Annotated in this window: 15 protein-coding genes; 5 read left to right on the plus strand and 10 right to left on the minus strand. The window is 38.8% G+C overall.

From position 1 onward, the window contains the following. The first annotated feature begins 11 nt into the window (after window positions 1-11). A complete protein-coding gene (locus HMPREF1151_RS02940) occupies window positions 12-833 on the plus strand; it encodes a MetQ/NlpA family ABC transporter substrate-binding protein (protein ID WP_009660992.1) in 822 nt (273 codons plus the stop codon). A gap of 80 nt (window positions 834-913) precedes the next feature. Here HMPREF1151_RS02940 and HMPREF1151_RS02945 read toward each other — a convergent pair whose 3' ends face one another. Beyond that, window positions 914-1,636, minus strand: a complete 723-nt coding sequence (locus HMPREF1151_RS02945; protein ID WP_009660990.1) for a response regulator transcription factor — start codon at window positions 1,634-1,636, stop codon at window positions 914-916. Between the two features lie 3 nt (window positions 1,637-1,639). Continuing rightward, window positions 1,640-3,124 carry a HAMP domain-containing sensor histidine kinase gene (locus tag HMPREF1151_RS02950; protein ID WP_009660988.1) on the minus strand — a complete coding sequence of 495 codons (1,485 nt, stop codon included), beginning with the start codon at window positions 3,122-3,124 and terminating at the stop codon, window positions 1,640-1,642. Between the two features lie 159 nt (window positions 3,125-3,283). Between HMPREF1151_RS02950 and HMPREF1151_RS02955 the strand changes: the two genes are divergently transcribed. Next, complete coding sequence (locus tag HMPREF1151_RS02955) at window positions 3,284-3,919, plus strand: phosphatase PAP2 family protein (RefSeq protein WP_009661013.1); 636 nt, start codon at window positions 3,284-3,286, stop codon at window positions 3,917-3,919. Window positions 3,920-3,923: 4 nt separating this feature from the next. Further along, complete coding sequence (locus HMPREF1151_RS02960) at window positions 3,924-5,393, plus strand: glycosyltransferase family 39 protein (protein WP_009661022.1); 1,470 nt, start codon at window positions 3,924-3,926, stop codon at window positions 5,391-5,393. On the opposite strand, the gene HMPREF1151_RS02965 is transcribed toward HMPREF1151_RS02960, so the two are convergent. The 4 genes from HMPREF1151_RS02965 to HMPREF1151_RS02980 form a co-directional block, all read right to left on the minus strand. Continuing rightward, window positions 5,359-5,763: a cytidine deaminase gene (locus HMPREF1151_RS02965; RefSeq protein ID WP_009661028.1), complete on the minus strand. Its 405-nt coding sequence runs from the start codon at window positions 5,761-5,763 to the stop codon at window positions 5,359-5,361. The genes HMPREF1151_RS02960 and HMPREF1151_RS02965 overlap by 35 nt on opposite strands. A gap of 10 nt (window positions 5,764-5,773) precedes the next feature. Beyond that, window positions 5,774-7,075 (minus strand): pyrimidine-nucleoside phosphorylase, encoded by a 1,302-nt coding sequence (locus HMPREF1151_RS02970; RefSeq protein WP_009660979.1) that lies wholly within the window; start codon window positions 7,073-7,075, stop codon window positions 5,774-5,776. Between the two features lie 53 nt (window positions 7,076-7,128). Beyond that, window positions 7,129-7,791: a deoxyribose-phosphate aldolase gene (gene deoC, locus HMPREF1151_RS02975; protein ID WP_009661030.1), complete on the minus strand. Its 663-nt coding sequence runs from the start codon at window positions 7,789-7,791 to the stop codon at window positions 7,129-7,131. A 63-nt stretch (window positions 7,792-7,854) separates the two neighbouring features. Continuing rightward, entirely contained in the window at window positions 7,855-8,484 is a 630-nt protein-coding gene (locus HMPREF1151_RS02980; RefSeq protein ID WP_009660974.1) for a 3'-5' exonuclease, read from the minus strand. 231 nt (window positions 8,485-8,715) lie between these two features. Here HMPREF1151_RS02980 and pyrF point away from each other — a divergent pair, with 231 nt between their 5' ends. Both pyrF and pyrE read left to right on the plus strand, forming a co-directional pair. After that, on the plus strand, window positions 8,716-9,435 hold the full coding sequence (gene pyrF / locus HMPREF1151_RS02985) for an orotidine-5'-phosphate decarboxylase (protein WP_009660971.1): 720 nt from the start codon (window positions 8,716-8,718) through the stop codon (window positions 9,433-9,435). Then, window positions 9,432-10,019, plus strand: coding sequence for an orotate phosphoribosyltransferase (gene pyrE / locus HMPREF1151_RS02990; protein WP_009661023.1), 588 nt, complete (start codon window positions 9,432-9,434; stop codon window positions 10,017-10,019). Before pyrF ends, pyrE begins: the two co-directional genes overlap by 4 nt. A 184-nt stretch (window positions 10,020-10,203) precedes the next feature. On the opposite strand, the gene HMPREF1151_RS02995 is transcribed toward pyrE, so the two are convergent. The 4 genes from HMPREF1151_RS02995 to HMPREF1151_RS03010 all read right to left on the minus strand — a co-directional run bounded on the left by HMPREF1151_RS02995 (window position 10,204) and on the right by HMPREF1151_RS03010 (window position 12,843). Next, a complete protein-coding gene (locus HMPREF1151_RS02995; RefSeq protein ID WP_009660985.1) occupies window positions 10,204-10,614 on the minus strand; it encodes a hypothetical protein in 411 nt (136 codons plus the stop codon). 9 nt (window positions 10,615-10,623) lie between these two features. Continuing rightward, window positions 10,624-11,199, minus strand: coding sequence for a DUF1700 domain-containing protein (locus tag HMPREF1151_RS03000; protein ID WP_009661008.1), 576 nt, complete (start codon window positions 11,197-11,199; stop codon window positions 10,624-10,626). Next, window positions 11,192-11,515: a PadR family transcriptional regulator gene (locus HMPREF1151_RS03005; protein ID WP_009661027.1), complete on the minus strand. Its 324-nt coding sequence runs from the start codon at window positions 11,513-11,515 to the stop codon at window positions 11,192-11,194. The genes HMPREF1151_RS03000 and HMPREF1151_RS03005 overlap by 8 nt, the downstream gene beginning before the upstream one ends. A 230-nt stretch (window positions 11,516-11,745) precedes the next feature. Further along, window positions 11,746-12,843, minus strand: coding sequence for a S1C family serine protease (locus HMPREF1151_RS03010; protein WP_009661016.1), 1,098 nt, complete (start codon window positions 12,841-12,843; stop codon window positions 11,746-11,748). Between the last annotated feature and the right edge of the window lie 219 nt (window positions 12,844-13,062).

Raw genomic sequence — 13,062 nt, forward strand, 5'->3', positions numbered from 1 at the left:
AGAGTGTTTGTATGAACAAATTTTTAGCATTAGCGGCTACAGTCGTTCTCGGCGGTGCGCTATTAATCGCAGGTTGCGGCAGCGATAATAACAAAGCGGCTAACAGCGGTGACAAACAAGTATTAAAAATTGGTGCTACTGCAGTACCACATGCGGAAATCTTAGAACAAGTAAAACCCATCTTGGCAAAAGATAACATCGATTTACAAATCACAGAATTCACTGATTATAACACACCTAACCTTGCATTAGGCGATAAAGAAATCGACGCTAACTTCTTCCAACATGTACCATACATGGAAGAATTTGCAAAAGCACATAACCTTCCTCTAGTATCTGCTGGTGGTGTTCATCTCGAACCAATGGGCTTATATTCCCGTCAAATCAAAGATTTAAAAGACCTTCCTAAAGGTGCAAAAATCGCTATTCCTAATGACCCTACAAATGGTGGTCGTGCATTAATGTTATTACAAAAAGCTGGTCTTATCACATTGAAAGACTCTAACAATATCTTATCCACTGTACAAGATATCGCTTCTAACCCTAATGGTTACCAATTCGTAGAATTAGAAGCAGCTCAAGTGCCTCGTTCCATCGACGATGTTGCACTAGCAGCTATCAACACTAACTTTGCATTAAATGCAGGTCTTAACCCTGGTAAAGATGCATTGTTCATCGAATCCAACGATTCCCCTTACGTAAACGTCGTAACTGTTCTTAAAGGCAATGAAAATGACCCTCGCATCAAGAAATTGATGGAAGCTCTTCATAGCCCTGAAATCAAAAAATTTATTCAAGATAAATACCAAGGTGCAATTGTTCCTGCATTCTAATGGTCATTATCTTACACTAAAAGGCTGGAGCCACGTGCTCCAGCCTTTTTCTTATAATCTTACGCAATGATTGTTTACGACTATATTTTTTTGTAGTTATCCCATTTGTGAAAACGATACCCTACGCCCCAAACGGTATCAATATATTCCTCATCTCGGAATTGTTTATCAATTTTTGCCCTTAATCTATTGATATGAACCATAACGGTAGATGTCTCACCTAAAGAATCAATCCCCCAAATACTTTCAAAAACCTCTTCTTTGGTAAACACACGATTAGGCGTAGATGCAAGAAGTACTAAAATATCATATTCTCGCGGTGTTAGATTCACCTCGGCGCCACCTAAAAAAACTTGATGTGAATCTAACATAATTTCTAAACTGCCTGCAGAAATCTTTGGATCAATGGCCACCACCATGGGGCTCAAGCTATTACGTATTCTGTTATAACGTTGAATATGCGACTTCACCCGAGCTACTAATTCAGCAGGACTAAAGGGTTTAATCATATAATCATCGGCACCTAGACCTAAGCCTCGTATCTTATCAATATCTTCTCGCTTAGCACTAACCATGATAATGGGAATTTCTTTTTCTTTTCGAATATCTCGGCAAACAGAAAATCCATCCTTTTTAGGAATCATAATATCAAGTAGTATGAGGTCGTACTCATTATTAAGTGCCCTATTCAAGCCATCTATACCATTTGTTTCAATATCGACTTCAAAGCCTTCAATTTCCAAATAATCACGTTCAAGTTCATAGATGCCCATATCATCTTCAATAATCAAAACTTTACCCATACATTACTCCTTTATGCGAGGAAATTCCATCACAATAGATAATCCAGTACCGCTTTCATTATGTTCAGCGTAAATAACACCATTCATATCTTCAACAATTTGTTTTACAATAGCTAAACCTATGCCATTGCCATTAGCCACTTCTGTACGCGCCTCATCAGTACGGAAAAAGATATCAAACAAACGATGTAATTCCTCTGTAGATACACCTCGTCCATCATCAGAAAATCTCACTCTATAACCATCAGTCGTTCTGGTCGTTGCTATGTCGATGGCAACAGAGTCACCATTCCTATATTTCAAGCTATTAGATACAAGATTATCTAAAACGCGGTAAAATTGCTCTCGATCAATGGCAATCATGCCATCACTGGCATCATATGTTTCATATAAATGGATATGTTCATGTTCATCAAGATGACGACTGGCAACATATTCTCGTAGTAAATCATCTAATACATAGATATGCCGATCATAGTGAATTTGTTTTAATTCCAACTTAGAAAAATCAGATAACATGGTAACTAAATGTTCAATCCGGCCCGCCATATCATAAATCCGCTGTACATATTTCGCTCGTTTTTCTTCTGTGTTGGCAACTCCTTCAAGTATACCACTAGCATACCCTTTTACAGAGGTAAGCGGTGTGGAAATATCATGACAAATACCAGCAATCATTTCCCGTCTCCGATCTTCGTAAACGGCCTGTTCTTCACGTGCCTTCAATAAGGCAGCTTGCATATTATTGAAAGCCTCACATGTATCACCTAGTTCGTCATGTGTTCTGACAGTAATAATCTTAGGCTCTGTACCATCTTTAAGAGTATCCGCTGCAGCTTTTAAATCTTTCACAGGTCGCAAAACATATTGTGCTAAACGATTAGAAATATATATGCCTATACCAATAACAATAGCCAGCATCACTATAATACCAATACCAAATGCACCTTCAACGAGTTTCTTATCCATCGACTCTGGTCCCATACTCTTGGCCATAAATGGAATTTGGCCATATCCATAGATTGTGAGTCCCGTTCCATACGAATTTACATAAGTAAGTTGATTTCCTTGCCAATTTAAATAATGAACAGAACCGGATGCGTCCATTGTAGTATCAAAGTTCTTCAACAGACCGTCTACATCTAAACCTGATGTAGAATAAGCCACTTGATTATTCTCAAGAATAACTATATTTAGACCTTGTGCTTCTAGTACCGCACTACTATCTAAAATATCACTTATAGATGTGGATTCCTTTGAAAGTTCTTTATTGATTTGCTCGAGTCCTAGTTGGAATACTTGTGCCTGAATCGTGCTAGGTGCGAGCATCATCCATTGGCGATGAGCAACTGGATTTGTATAGCGAATAACGCCCCATAGCATAGATAATGAAGTTATTAATACTACAAAGGGTACGATGATAATTAATAAGTTACTAATTATCATCTTTTTTTGTACACCTAAATGATTAAACCAATTAAATACCATAATAACCTCCTTTTCATTTATTATACAAAGTCATATTCTGGCTGTCATGATAGAAAAACTAATCTTTTCCAATACGTAATTCTGTCGTTATAATTTCGTAATATTTATCCTTTATGATGTACTTATACAATTAAGTCATCACTAAAAAAGGAGAGATATATGAATTACGAATTATTTCAACTCATTAATAACCTCGCAGGCACCTACACTTGGCTAGATATATCTATGATATTGACTGTGAAATATCTGGCAGGTTGCTTCGCTGCATTACTTTTTCTATTATTAGGACTTGGAATTTATTACAAGGACAAAACACTTTTAAAAACAAGTATACATACCATAGTGTTTCTAGGTATCATATTAATTACTCATAGTATTATTGGATCCATAATTCAAGAACCTAGACCTTTTGTCACACATACAGTACATCTTCTAATTCCTCACGCTGCTGACTCTAGTTTTCCTAGCACGCATGCAATGGCTATGACAGCTATTGCATTACCAATTTTTGCCACTTATAAAAGATTGGGAACAATACTGTTAATAGGCACTATCGTAACGGGGTGTGCCAAGGTATTTGTAGGACACCATTACCCACTTGATATCATCATGGGGATACTCATTACCTACTTATTATTTAAAATTTCTCAAAACTATATTTCTTCGATTATTGATAAACTGTTACATCACCCTAAATACAATATTTTCCGTATACTTGCAAACATAAAACAATGTGTACGTCTCATAAAAAAATCACAAGCACCATTGCGTGATCAATTTAATATAAAGGGCTAAATCGATGAAATATATATTAAAAAATAAGGACTATCATATTTTTATAGTCCTTATTTTATCCTCTATCGTCTATTTTATTGGCAATACTTGGCTCGGTATTACGGATCCTGTAGAAAGCAATTATGCACTAACCGCCAAGGAGATGATTATCAACCAAAACTATTTATCTCCACAGATTTTTGGACATTATTGGTATGATAAACCAATATTTTATTACTGGGAACTAATTTTAGGATTTAAACTATTTGGCATATCAAACTTTGGGGCACGATTTTTCTCTGGTCTATTAGCACTATGCAATATTTTCCTCATATACCGTTTTGTGAAATCACAAACAAGCCATATCATCGCTATTCTTAGTGCTATTATCGTATCCATATCTGCAGAATATTGGATTATCGCTAAGGCTGTTATAACAGATATGACCTTGGGTTTATGTTTTAACGCTACATTAATGGGATTTTATATGGGCTATACACTCCATAAAGAACATGCTACTCATTATAAAATCTATTATCTATCTGCTTATATCGCATCAGCTATTGCAGTCTTAACAAAAGGGCCTATTGGCTTTTTATTACCAGGGCTCATCATACTCGTATACCTAATAATTCGCAAAGATCTTCGCGAATTATTAAGCCTCCAACTCATACCAGGTCTATTCATCCTTCTCACCCTTGGGGGTAGTTGGTATTACTATATGTACGCAACTCATGGAAATGACTTTATCAATGTCTTTTTAGGCGTCCATAATTGGTTACGTGCGACCGTATCAGAACACCCTCGGTATAATGTTTGGTACTATTACATCCCTATTACGATAATCGCGTTATTACCTTGGTCCATTTTACTGCCAAAACTAGTATATACAAACCGAAGAAATTGGTTTACTAACGTTCCCTTTCATACTTTTTTAGCAGTCTGGGCGGGCACAGTAATCCTTTTCTTCTCATGTATGGCAACCAAGTACTCCACCTATACATTCCCTGCGCTAACACCACTAGCTATATTAATGGCTATCATGTGCCATGAGCGAACTTCACTCATATGTAAAACTGCACTGGTTATGGGCATTGCCTATATTACACTGACCTTTACGATTGCTATACCACAAATGGATATGGCATCTAGTCCAACCATTAGTAACTATATTAGTCAATCGATAAGCCAGGATGCTCTCGTTGTACAAGGCAGTGGCAGATATCGCGTTTCACCAACCTACTATAGCGATCATAAAGTCTATAAGTTGATTGGCGCTGATGAAGTAGCCCCTGACCCAAACACAATTTCATGGAATGCCAAAGAGGTTATGCCATTTATATCCGTTAATAATCTACCTAAAGATAAAGACATCTATCTACTCATCTATGGTGATGATAGTTTTCCATCCACACTCAATCAAAATCATTGGAGAAAAATATATTCCACTGTAGAAGGATCTATTTACCAATTAGCTCGCTCTCCGAAAAACTAAACGGCAATAGTTCTTCTATAGTTACTATTTTTACATTCCCCATTAGGTTTCCCATTATAATAATAGGAATCTTAAATTCAGCTACTACCTGACGACACGCGCCACATGGTGCACAAGGCCCTTCCGTATCAGCAACTACGGCAAGGGCCTTAAATTTTGTATGCCCTTCGGATACGGCTTTAAAAACAGCCGTTCGTTCTGCACAGTTGGTAAGCCCATAGGATGCATTTTCTATGTTACAACCTTCGTAAATGGTACCATCTTCGCATAACAAAGCAGCTCCAACAGCAAAATGTGAATACGGACAATATGCGTTTTCACGAGCTTTTATAGCACGGTTCACAAGGTTTTGAATTTCTAATTCTGTCATATACGGCTCCTTATTCCACAATATCAAGGATGGTATCAACTACACGTGGCACTTCTTCGCCAATCGTAATAGCCTCTATATAGGTCTTAGCCGCATTGGCAAGTAAGCTTTCATCGGAAGCATACAAGGTTGCTACACATTCACCAGTAGTAATGGCATCACCCGTTTTTTTGTGCATGATAATACCTGCACTATAATCGATAGGGGCATCTTTTACGGTGCGTCCCGCACCGAGCATAACAGACGCTATACCACATTGTTCGGTATTCATATGGGTAATGTAACCAGCCTTAGGCGCTATTACATCATATGTACATTGGCCGATAGCTAGTAGGCTTTCATCATCAATCACAGAGCTATTACCACCTTGAGCGTCAATCATGAGGCGTAGACGTTCGAGTGCAGCGCCAGAATCGAGAGTCTCACGCACACGAGTTAGGGCGGTTTCATAGTCGCAGATGTGGCTTAAAACGAGCATGTGAGCAGCCATGATAATACATTCATGGGTCAAGTCCTCAGGGCCATGACCTTTTAATGTATCAATGACCTCACGAATTTCTAAGGCATTGCCTATGGCATGACCAAGGGGCCGATCCATATCCGTCAAAACAGCCTTAACGGAACGACCGTTTTCACGTCCAATATCTACCATAGCCTTAGCCAAGGCACGGGCATCATCAATGGTTTTCATAAAGGCCCCACTACCGACCTTTACATCTAGTAGAATGGCTTGCGCACCAGATGCCAATTTCTTGCTCATCACGGAGGAAGCAATAAGAGGAATACTGTCCACTGTTCCCGTTACGTCGCGCAAAGCGTAGAGTTTTTTATCGGCTGGTGCCAAGCCTTCTGATTGACCTATAACGGCAAGGCCTATTCTATTCACTTGGGCGATAAAATCTTCTTGGCTTAAGGATACTTTCAAATGAGGAATCGATTCCATTTTATCGATAGTCCCCCCTGTATGCCCTAGGCCTCTACCAGACATTTTTGCGACCTTACCACCACAGGCGGCCACTAAAGGAGCAATGATAAGTGTCGTCTTATCCCCTACACCACCTGTACTATGTTTATCTACGGTGATACCATCAATTGACGATAAATCCACCATTTGTCCTGACTGAGCCATCGAGAGTGTCAACGTACCGAGTTCACGAGCATTCATGCCATTAAATACGATGGTCATCAATAGAGCACTTACTTGATAATCAGGAATAGTACCATGTACATAGCCCTCTATGACAAAGCGAATTTCCTCATTTGTTAGTGCTAAATTGGCTCTTTTTTTCAAAATAATATCATACATGCGCATAGTTACACCGCCATTCTAAGAAACCACCTAAGCACTGCCTAGGTGGTTTTTCTTTATACTTCTTCGTCCAAATGATCTTTTAGGAGCTCTACGGCCGCACTCGCCCCGATACGGCTACATCCTTCTACAATATAAGCCTTCATATCAGAAATGGAACGAATGCCTCCGGCTGCCTTAATCTGTACATTAGGACCAATGTGCTTCTTAAATAGTTGCACATCTTCTAATGTAGCGCCACCACTACCAAATCCAGTTGAGGTCTTGATAAAATCTGCGCCGCCTTCCGTTACACAATGGCATAGTTCTATCTTTTCTTCATTCGTTAAGAAACAGGCCTCGATGATAACCTTTAAAATGTTATCACCGCATACGGATTTAAGAGCCTTGATTTCCTCTGTTATAGCATGAAAGTCCCCTTGTTTCGCATCACCTAGATTGATGACCATATCCACTTCTGATGCACCTTCTGCAATAGCTTGTTTCGCTTCCGCCACCTTGGATTCTGTCGTTTGATAGCCTAGAGGAAACCCAATAACGGTACAAACATTCAAATTGGGATATGCATTATGAGCGGATGCCACAAAATCAGGTGGAATGCAAACTGATGCCGTATGATAGGCCAATGCATCTTCACAAATCACCTTAATTTCGTCCCATGTAGCAATGGGTCTTAACAATGTATGATCCACATAGGTTAATAGTTCTTTACCTAACATGACTACCTCCAAAACAATCTATTATTCTATTAGGATTAGTTACCATCGTAACCGAGCACGTCTTTAGAAAAAGGACATCTGCTCTGGTTCTGGTTCCTTATGTAATTCTGCTTGTGCAGCTTTATTTTTTTCATCGATGAATGGTTCAAGAGGTACGCCTGTTTTTGAAAGTAGTTCGGGTAGTGAGTTCGCCCCTTTCAAGCGAGCTGCCTCGATAGCAACCTTGGCGCATGTTTCAGCATCATCCAATGCATAATGATGCTTAAATTCTATGCCTAAGTACGCCGCCATTGTGTTCAATTTGTGATTTACCAAATCGGGCCATACGGCACGAGAAATTTTTACAGTACACGCATAGTCAAGTTCTGGCCAAGGAATTTTATAGTAATCAAGAGTGGCACGCAATACATTCATATCGAATTTTGCATTATGGGCAATCATGATTTTTCCCTTCAAATGATTTTCATAGATAGCAGGCCATAGTTGATCAAATGTCTTTTCATGCAACACTTCTTTAGGTTCAATTCCATGAATTTCAATACATTCTGGGTCAAAGGACATAAACGGTGGTTTAATAAGACTATATGCTTTTTTGGTAATCTGCCCATTTTCAACGGTAATGACCGCTAAGGAACAGGCGCTATTTTTATATTTATTAGCTGTTTCAAAATCCAATGCTACAAAATCTAACATGGTAATCCTTTCTTAGCTATTAACAACATATTATATACATCAGTCCGATATACATATATCAACTCGTATTAGGAATCATCTTCACTTCTGTATTTATTATATCATGAACGCGAAGAAAATCGATGTATAAAAGCACTTCTTAAGCCGACTTTCACAACGGATTTTCATTGACAGGACGCCCTATTCTATGTGAAAATTATTTAGATATATAAGTACTATGGAGGTTATAACATGGCAGATGACAGATTAATCGTCGCCCTCGACGTATCCACAATGGATGCGATGAAATCTATCGTGTCCTCACTCGGGGACTCCGTTAGTTTCTATAAGGTGGGCATGGAATTATTCTACGCCGAAGGGGACCAAACGATTCGCTACTTGCAAGAGCACGGCAAACATGTATTTCTCGATTTGAAATTACATGATATTCCTAATACGGTGGCCCATGGCGTATCTTCCCTTACTCGTTTAGGCGCCAATTTAATTACCATTCATGGTCAAGGTGGCCCTATAATGATGAAAGCTGCCGCTGAGGCTGCTCGTGAAAGCGCTGAAAAACTAGGCATCGAACGTCCAAAACTATTGGCTATTACCGTTTTAACGAGCTTTGATGACGAATCTTGGACATCTATTGGCGGTCAATTACCAATTGCAGACCAAGTAATTCGCCTTGCTAAACTAGCAAAAGAATCCGGTATGGACGGTGTTGTATGTTCCGCTTTAGAGGCTAAGATGATTCGCGATGCCTGTGGACCAGATTTCCTTATCGTTACACCAGGTATTCGCCCATCCTTCGCAGCTACAAACGACCAAAAGCGCATTGCTACACCATCGAGTGCATTACAGGATGGTGCATCTCGCCTTGTTATTGGCCGCCCTATTACGCAGGCTGAACATCCACAAGAGGCGGTACGTTTAATTATTGAAGAAATGGAGAGTGTATCCAAATGATGTCAGAACAAGAAGTAAAACAATTACTTATCGATACTCAAGCAATTTTAGAAGGTCATTTCTTATTGACTTCTGGTCTACATAGCCCTATGTACGTTGAAAAATTCAACGTATTACAACATCCAAAGTACACTGAAACATTGTGTAAAGAATTGGCAGAACGCTTCCGTGATCAAAACGTAGAACTCGTTATTGGACCTATGACTGGCGGTATCTTATTAGCTCACGAAGTCGGTAAAGAATTAGGCACACGCGCTATCTTTACAGAACGTGAAAAAGGCGTTATGACATTGCGTCGTGGATTCAAAATCGAACCAGGTACACGCGTACTTATCGTAGAAGATATCGTAACTACAGGCGGTTCCGTACAAGAAGTTGTTAACGTAGTTAACCAATCCGGCGGTGAAATCGTAGGCGTAGGTCTTCTCGTTAACCGTTCTGGCGGCAAAGCTGAATTCGGTGTACCAAAAGAAAAAGTACAAGCATTGCTTAACCTCGAAGTTCCTACATACAAACCTGAAGAATGCCCTCTTTGCAAAGATGGCGTAGCTATGACAGAACGCGGTTCTAAACACATTAAATAAAACAACACAAAAAGAGCTCCTTCACCGAGGAGCTCTTTTTGTTTGTGTGTAGTTATTGTGTGTAAGAGAGAGATTCTGATACGAATGTATCACGTAGAGTGTGTGGCTCTACAGTGGCCATGAATGCACTTTCACGACCACGTTCTCTATTATTTTATGAGAGAAAAGGACTCATAAAATATGGTTAGTTTTGTGTAGTTTCTGGTGCACCTTGACCAGTTTGTTGTTGTGGTGCATTACCATTAGATTGTTGTGATCCTGGACCTTGTGGAGGCATTTGACCATTTTGATTCATATACTGACCATTATTTCGTCCCATACCATCTTGAGGCATCATTTGGTTTTGACAATTTTGGTACATATGTTGACCATTATTTGGCCCCATACCATCTTGAGGCATCATTTGATTATTTCCATCCATCATATGTTGGTCCATATGCATATTAGAACCATCATGTCTATGTGGTTTTCTAAACTGTTGTTCATTGGTTTTCATCCATTCACCAAAATTTGGTAAATCATTTACAGCAAAGGATGTACCTACCCCTACAGCACTGATTACAGTTAGAATGGCAGCAATTATAATTCGTCTCATAGGTCCTCCTTAATCTACATTGCTGAAATAACGTTCGCGTACACCACGAAGTTCAGCACCGATAAATATACATGTAAGGCCACCAAAAAGGCCTACACCTGCGAGTGCAACTAAAGTTATCATAGATAACGCAGGAAATGCGGTTACATTTTCAAATGGTTGCCATGAGCTACCTAATAAATATAAAATAGCTGGCGTAATCACCAATATAAGTACGCCTACAATATAGGCTAACGCACTGCCAATAGCAACTAATGTCTTCGATGCCTTTTTTGCCATTCCCGGCAGTTGTGGTAATAAGCGTTCTTTATACTCATCAAATCTAGCATAGATTTCTTGCATATTTACAGATTTACTTGTATTACCATCCTCATTTAACGTATCTGTAATAATTCCAGCATCTACATAGGATGCATAAATTTCCTCTGGAGTCCCCAAGGATTTAATAATTTCATCATCTGTAAGGCCTTTTTCATGGCCTACAGCAAAGTGTTCTTCATAAACCTCTATAATACTTTCAACATCAGCAACACGTGCCTTTTTAAAGATATTACGCAGTGCTTCTAAAAAACTTTTCTTATTCATTATAGTCGACTCCTTTCAACAGGATATTTACAACGCCAGAAAACTCATTCCATTCTCGTCTCATCTCGTTATAAGCCTCTCGGCCTGTATCTGTTATATGATAATATTTCCGAGAAGGCCCTGTAGAAGATTCCTTTAAATAGGTTTCAACATACTTCTCTTTTTTTAGCCTATTAAATAATGGATATATCGTTCCTTCAGAAATTTCTATGTATTCCGAAATAGTGCTTACAATTTCATATCCATAGCGATCCTGCTGTGTTAATAATGCTAGCACCAACATATCCATAACACCTTTTTTTAATTGAACTTGCATAGTTCCTCCCTTTAGGCTGTGCCTACCTGCCAATGTGAAAGCTCTCTTACGGTCACTATCATGTACTGACAAATACATAATAACACAAGGTACCTCGAATTGCAAGGTACCTTGTAAAAAAATATTTTATAAAACAAAAAATCCTTTCAACGTGCTGGAAAATACAGATAATATCTAGTGTTCCATCAGTCGAAAGGATTTTATATATAATTTTTCTATTTCTAAAACTATTAGTTAGTCGAGGATTTCCCTAATGTAACTTTAGTGCTCTTCATTTTACCATTATGAGTATAAGATACTAAAATAGTGTCGCCAGGGCTCTTGGCATCAATTTGCTCTTTCAATTCGATTAATGTGCTTACATTCTTACCATCGATTTGAGCAATCGTATCACCTTCTACAATACCAGCTCGAGCCACAGGACCGGTAGGATCCAATTGCACAATAAGAAGGCCTTCTCCTTCATAGCTTACATTATTGCGAGCCGCTGTTTGCCGATCTACAGCCCATACGCCTAAATATGGGCGAATGACCTTACCGTTTTTAATGATAGAGTCAATAATAGGTTTTGCAGAATTAATAGGAATGGCAAAGCCCATTCCTTCTACACCCTCTTTAGAAATTTTAGAGCTATTAATGCCAATTAACTCACCATCAGCATTTAGCAATGCCCCCCCAGAGTTTCCTGGGTTAATGGCAGCATCAGTTTGAATCAATGGGAAACGTTGTCCTTGATCATCAATGGTACGAGCTAAAGCACTAATTACACCAGATGTAACAGAACCTTTAAATTCAAGCCCTAATGGGTTGCCAATGGCAATTGCTGGTTCACCTACCTGTAAAGAATCGGAGTCACCGATAGCAACAGGTTGAATATTTTTAGGTGGATCTATCTTTACGACAGCTAAATCAGATTGTTCATCAGTGCCCATAACAGTACCTTTGACGGTAGTACCATCAGACAGCGAAACTGTAACCTCACCATTGCTAGCACCGGATACAACGTGGTTATTCGTTACAATATGACCTTCATTATCTATTAAAACACCTGAACCAACGCCTTCACCTGCGTAAATGGTACGATTAAAAATATCCTTTTGAAATACTTGTGTTGTAATACCCACTATGGCGGGGCCCGATTTTTTAGCCGCCTGTACAACATAGGTATTACGAGCTTCAGTCAACGGTTTTGTTTGCTTAGTTTGATTTGTCACAACACTCTGTTGCGTACCTGCTGGTGTACCAAAGAAATAATAACCTCCTCCTACACCTACGCATAGTGCAATAGCACATGCTATAATCTGTTTCTTATAATGTTTTATATTCATATACTGTCTCCTATTTTTAATTGCATACAATTAATGCACACTCATTATAGGTCTTATTCCTTAGATTTGCAATACAACAATTTCTACCATTTCTAAATAATGTGTAAAAAGGCAGAAAAACAAAAGAGGTATTCATTAGCATTAACTAATGAATACCTCTTTTGCATATAGTTTGAGAGTGTAAGGACTGTGAGAGAGAGTTATATATGAAGACGGAAA

Origin of the sequence: Veillonella sp. ACP1, assembly GCF_000286635.1 — a bacterium.
GTDB lineage: Bacteria > Bacillota > Negativicutes > Veillonellales > Veillonellaceae > Veillonella > Veillonella atypica.

Excerpts from the sequence above, each read along its gene's own strand:
- HMPREF1151_RS02940 (WP_009660992.1), top strand. The coding sequence starts at position 12 with ATGAACAAATTTTTAGCATTAGCGGCTACAGTCGTTCTCGGCGGTGCG.
- HMPREF1151_RS02945 (WP_009660990.1), bottom strand. The coding sequence starts at position 1,636 with ATGGGTAAAGTTTTGATTATTGAAGATGATATGGGCATCTATGAACTT.
- HMPREF1151_RS02950 (WP_009660988.1), bottom strand. The coding sequence starts at position 3,124 with ATGGTATTTAATTGGTTTAATCATTTAGGTGTACAAAAAAAGATGATA.
- HMPREF1151_RS02955 (WP_009661013.1), top strand. The coding sequence starts at position 3,284 with ATGAATTACGAATTATTTCAACTCATTAATAACCTCGCAGGCACCTAC.
- HMPREF1151_RS02960 (WP_009661022.1), top strand. The coding sequence starts at position 3,924 with ATGAAATATATATTAAAAAATAAGGACTATCATATTTTTATAGTCCTT.
- HMPREF1151_RS02965 (WP_009661028.1), bottom strand. The coding sequence starts at position 5,763 with ATGACAGAATTAGAAATTCAAAACCTTGTGAACCGTGCTATAAAAGCT.
- HMPREF1151_RS02970 (WP_009660979.1), bottom strand. The coding sequence starts at position 7,075 with ATGCGCATGTATGATATTATTTTGAAAAAAAGAGCCAATTTAGCACTA.
- deoC (WP_009661030.1), bottom strand. The coding sequence starts at position 7,791 with ATGTTAGGTAAAGAACTATTAACCTATGTGGATCATACATTGTTAAGA.
- HMPREF1151_RS02980 (WP_009660974.1), bottom strand. The coding sequence starts at position 8,484 with ATGTTAGATTTTGTAGCATTGGATTTTGAAACAGCTAATAAATATAAA.
- pyrF (WP_009660971.1), top strand. The coding sequence starts at position 8,716 with ATGGCAGATGACAGATTAATCGTCGCCCTCGACGTATCCACAATGGAT.
- pyrE (WP_009661023.1), top strand. The coding sequence starts at position 9,432 with ATGATGTCAGAACAAGAAGTAAAACAATTACTTATCGATACTCAAGCA.
- HMPREF1151_RS02995 (WP_009660985.1), bottom strand. The coding sequence starts at position 10,614 with ATGAGACGAATTATAATTGCTGCCATTCTAACTGTAATCAGTGCTGTA.
- HMPREF1151_RS03000 (WP_009661008.1), bottom strand. The coding sequence starts at position 11,199 with ATGAATAAGAAAAGTTTTTTAGAAGCACTGCGTAATATCTTTAAAAAG.
- HMPREF1151_RS03005 (WP_009661027.1), bottom strand. The coding sequence starts at position 11,515 with ATGCAAGTTCAATTAAAAAAAGGTGTTATGGATATGTTGGTGCTAGCA.
- HMPREF1151_RS03010 (WP_009661016.1), bottom strand. The coding sequence starts at position 12,843 with ATGAATATAAAACATTATAAGAAACAGATTATAGCATGTGCTATTGCA.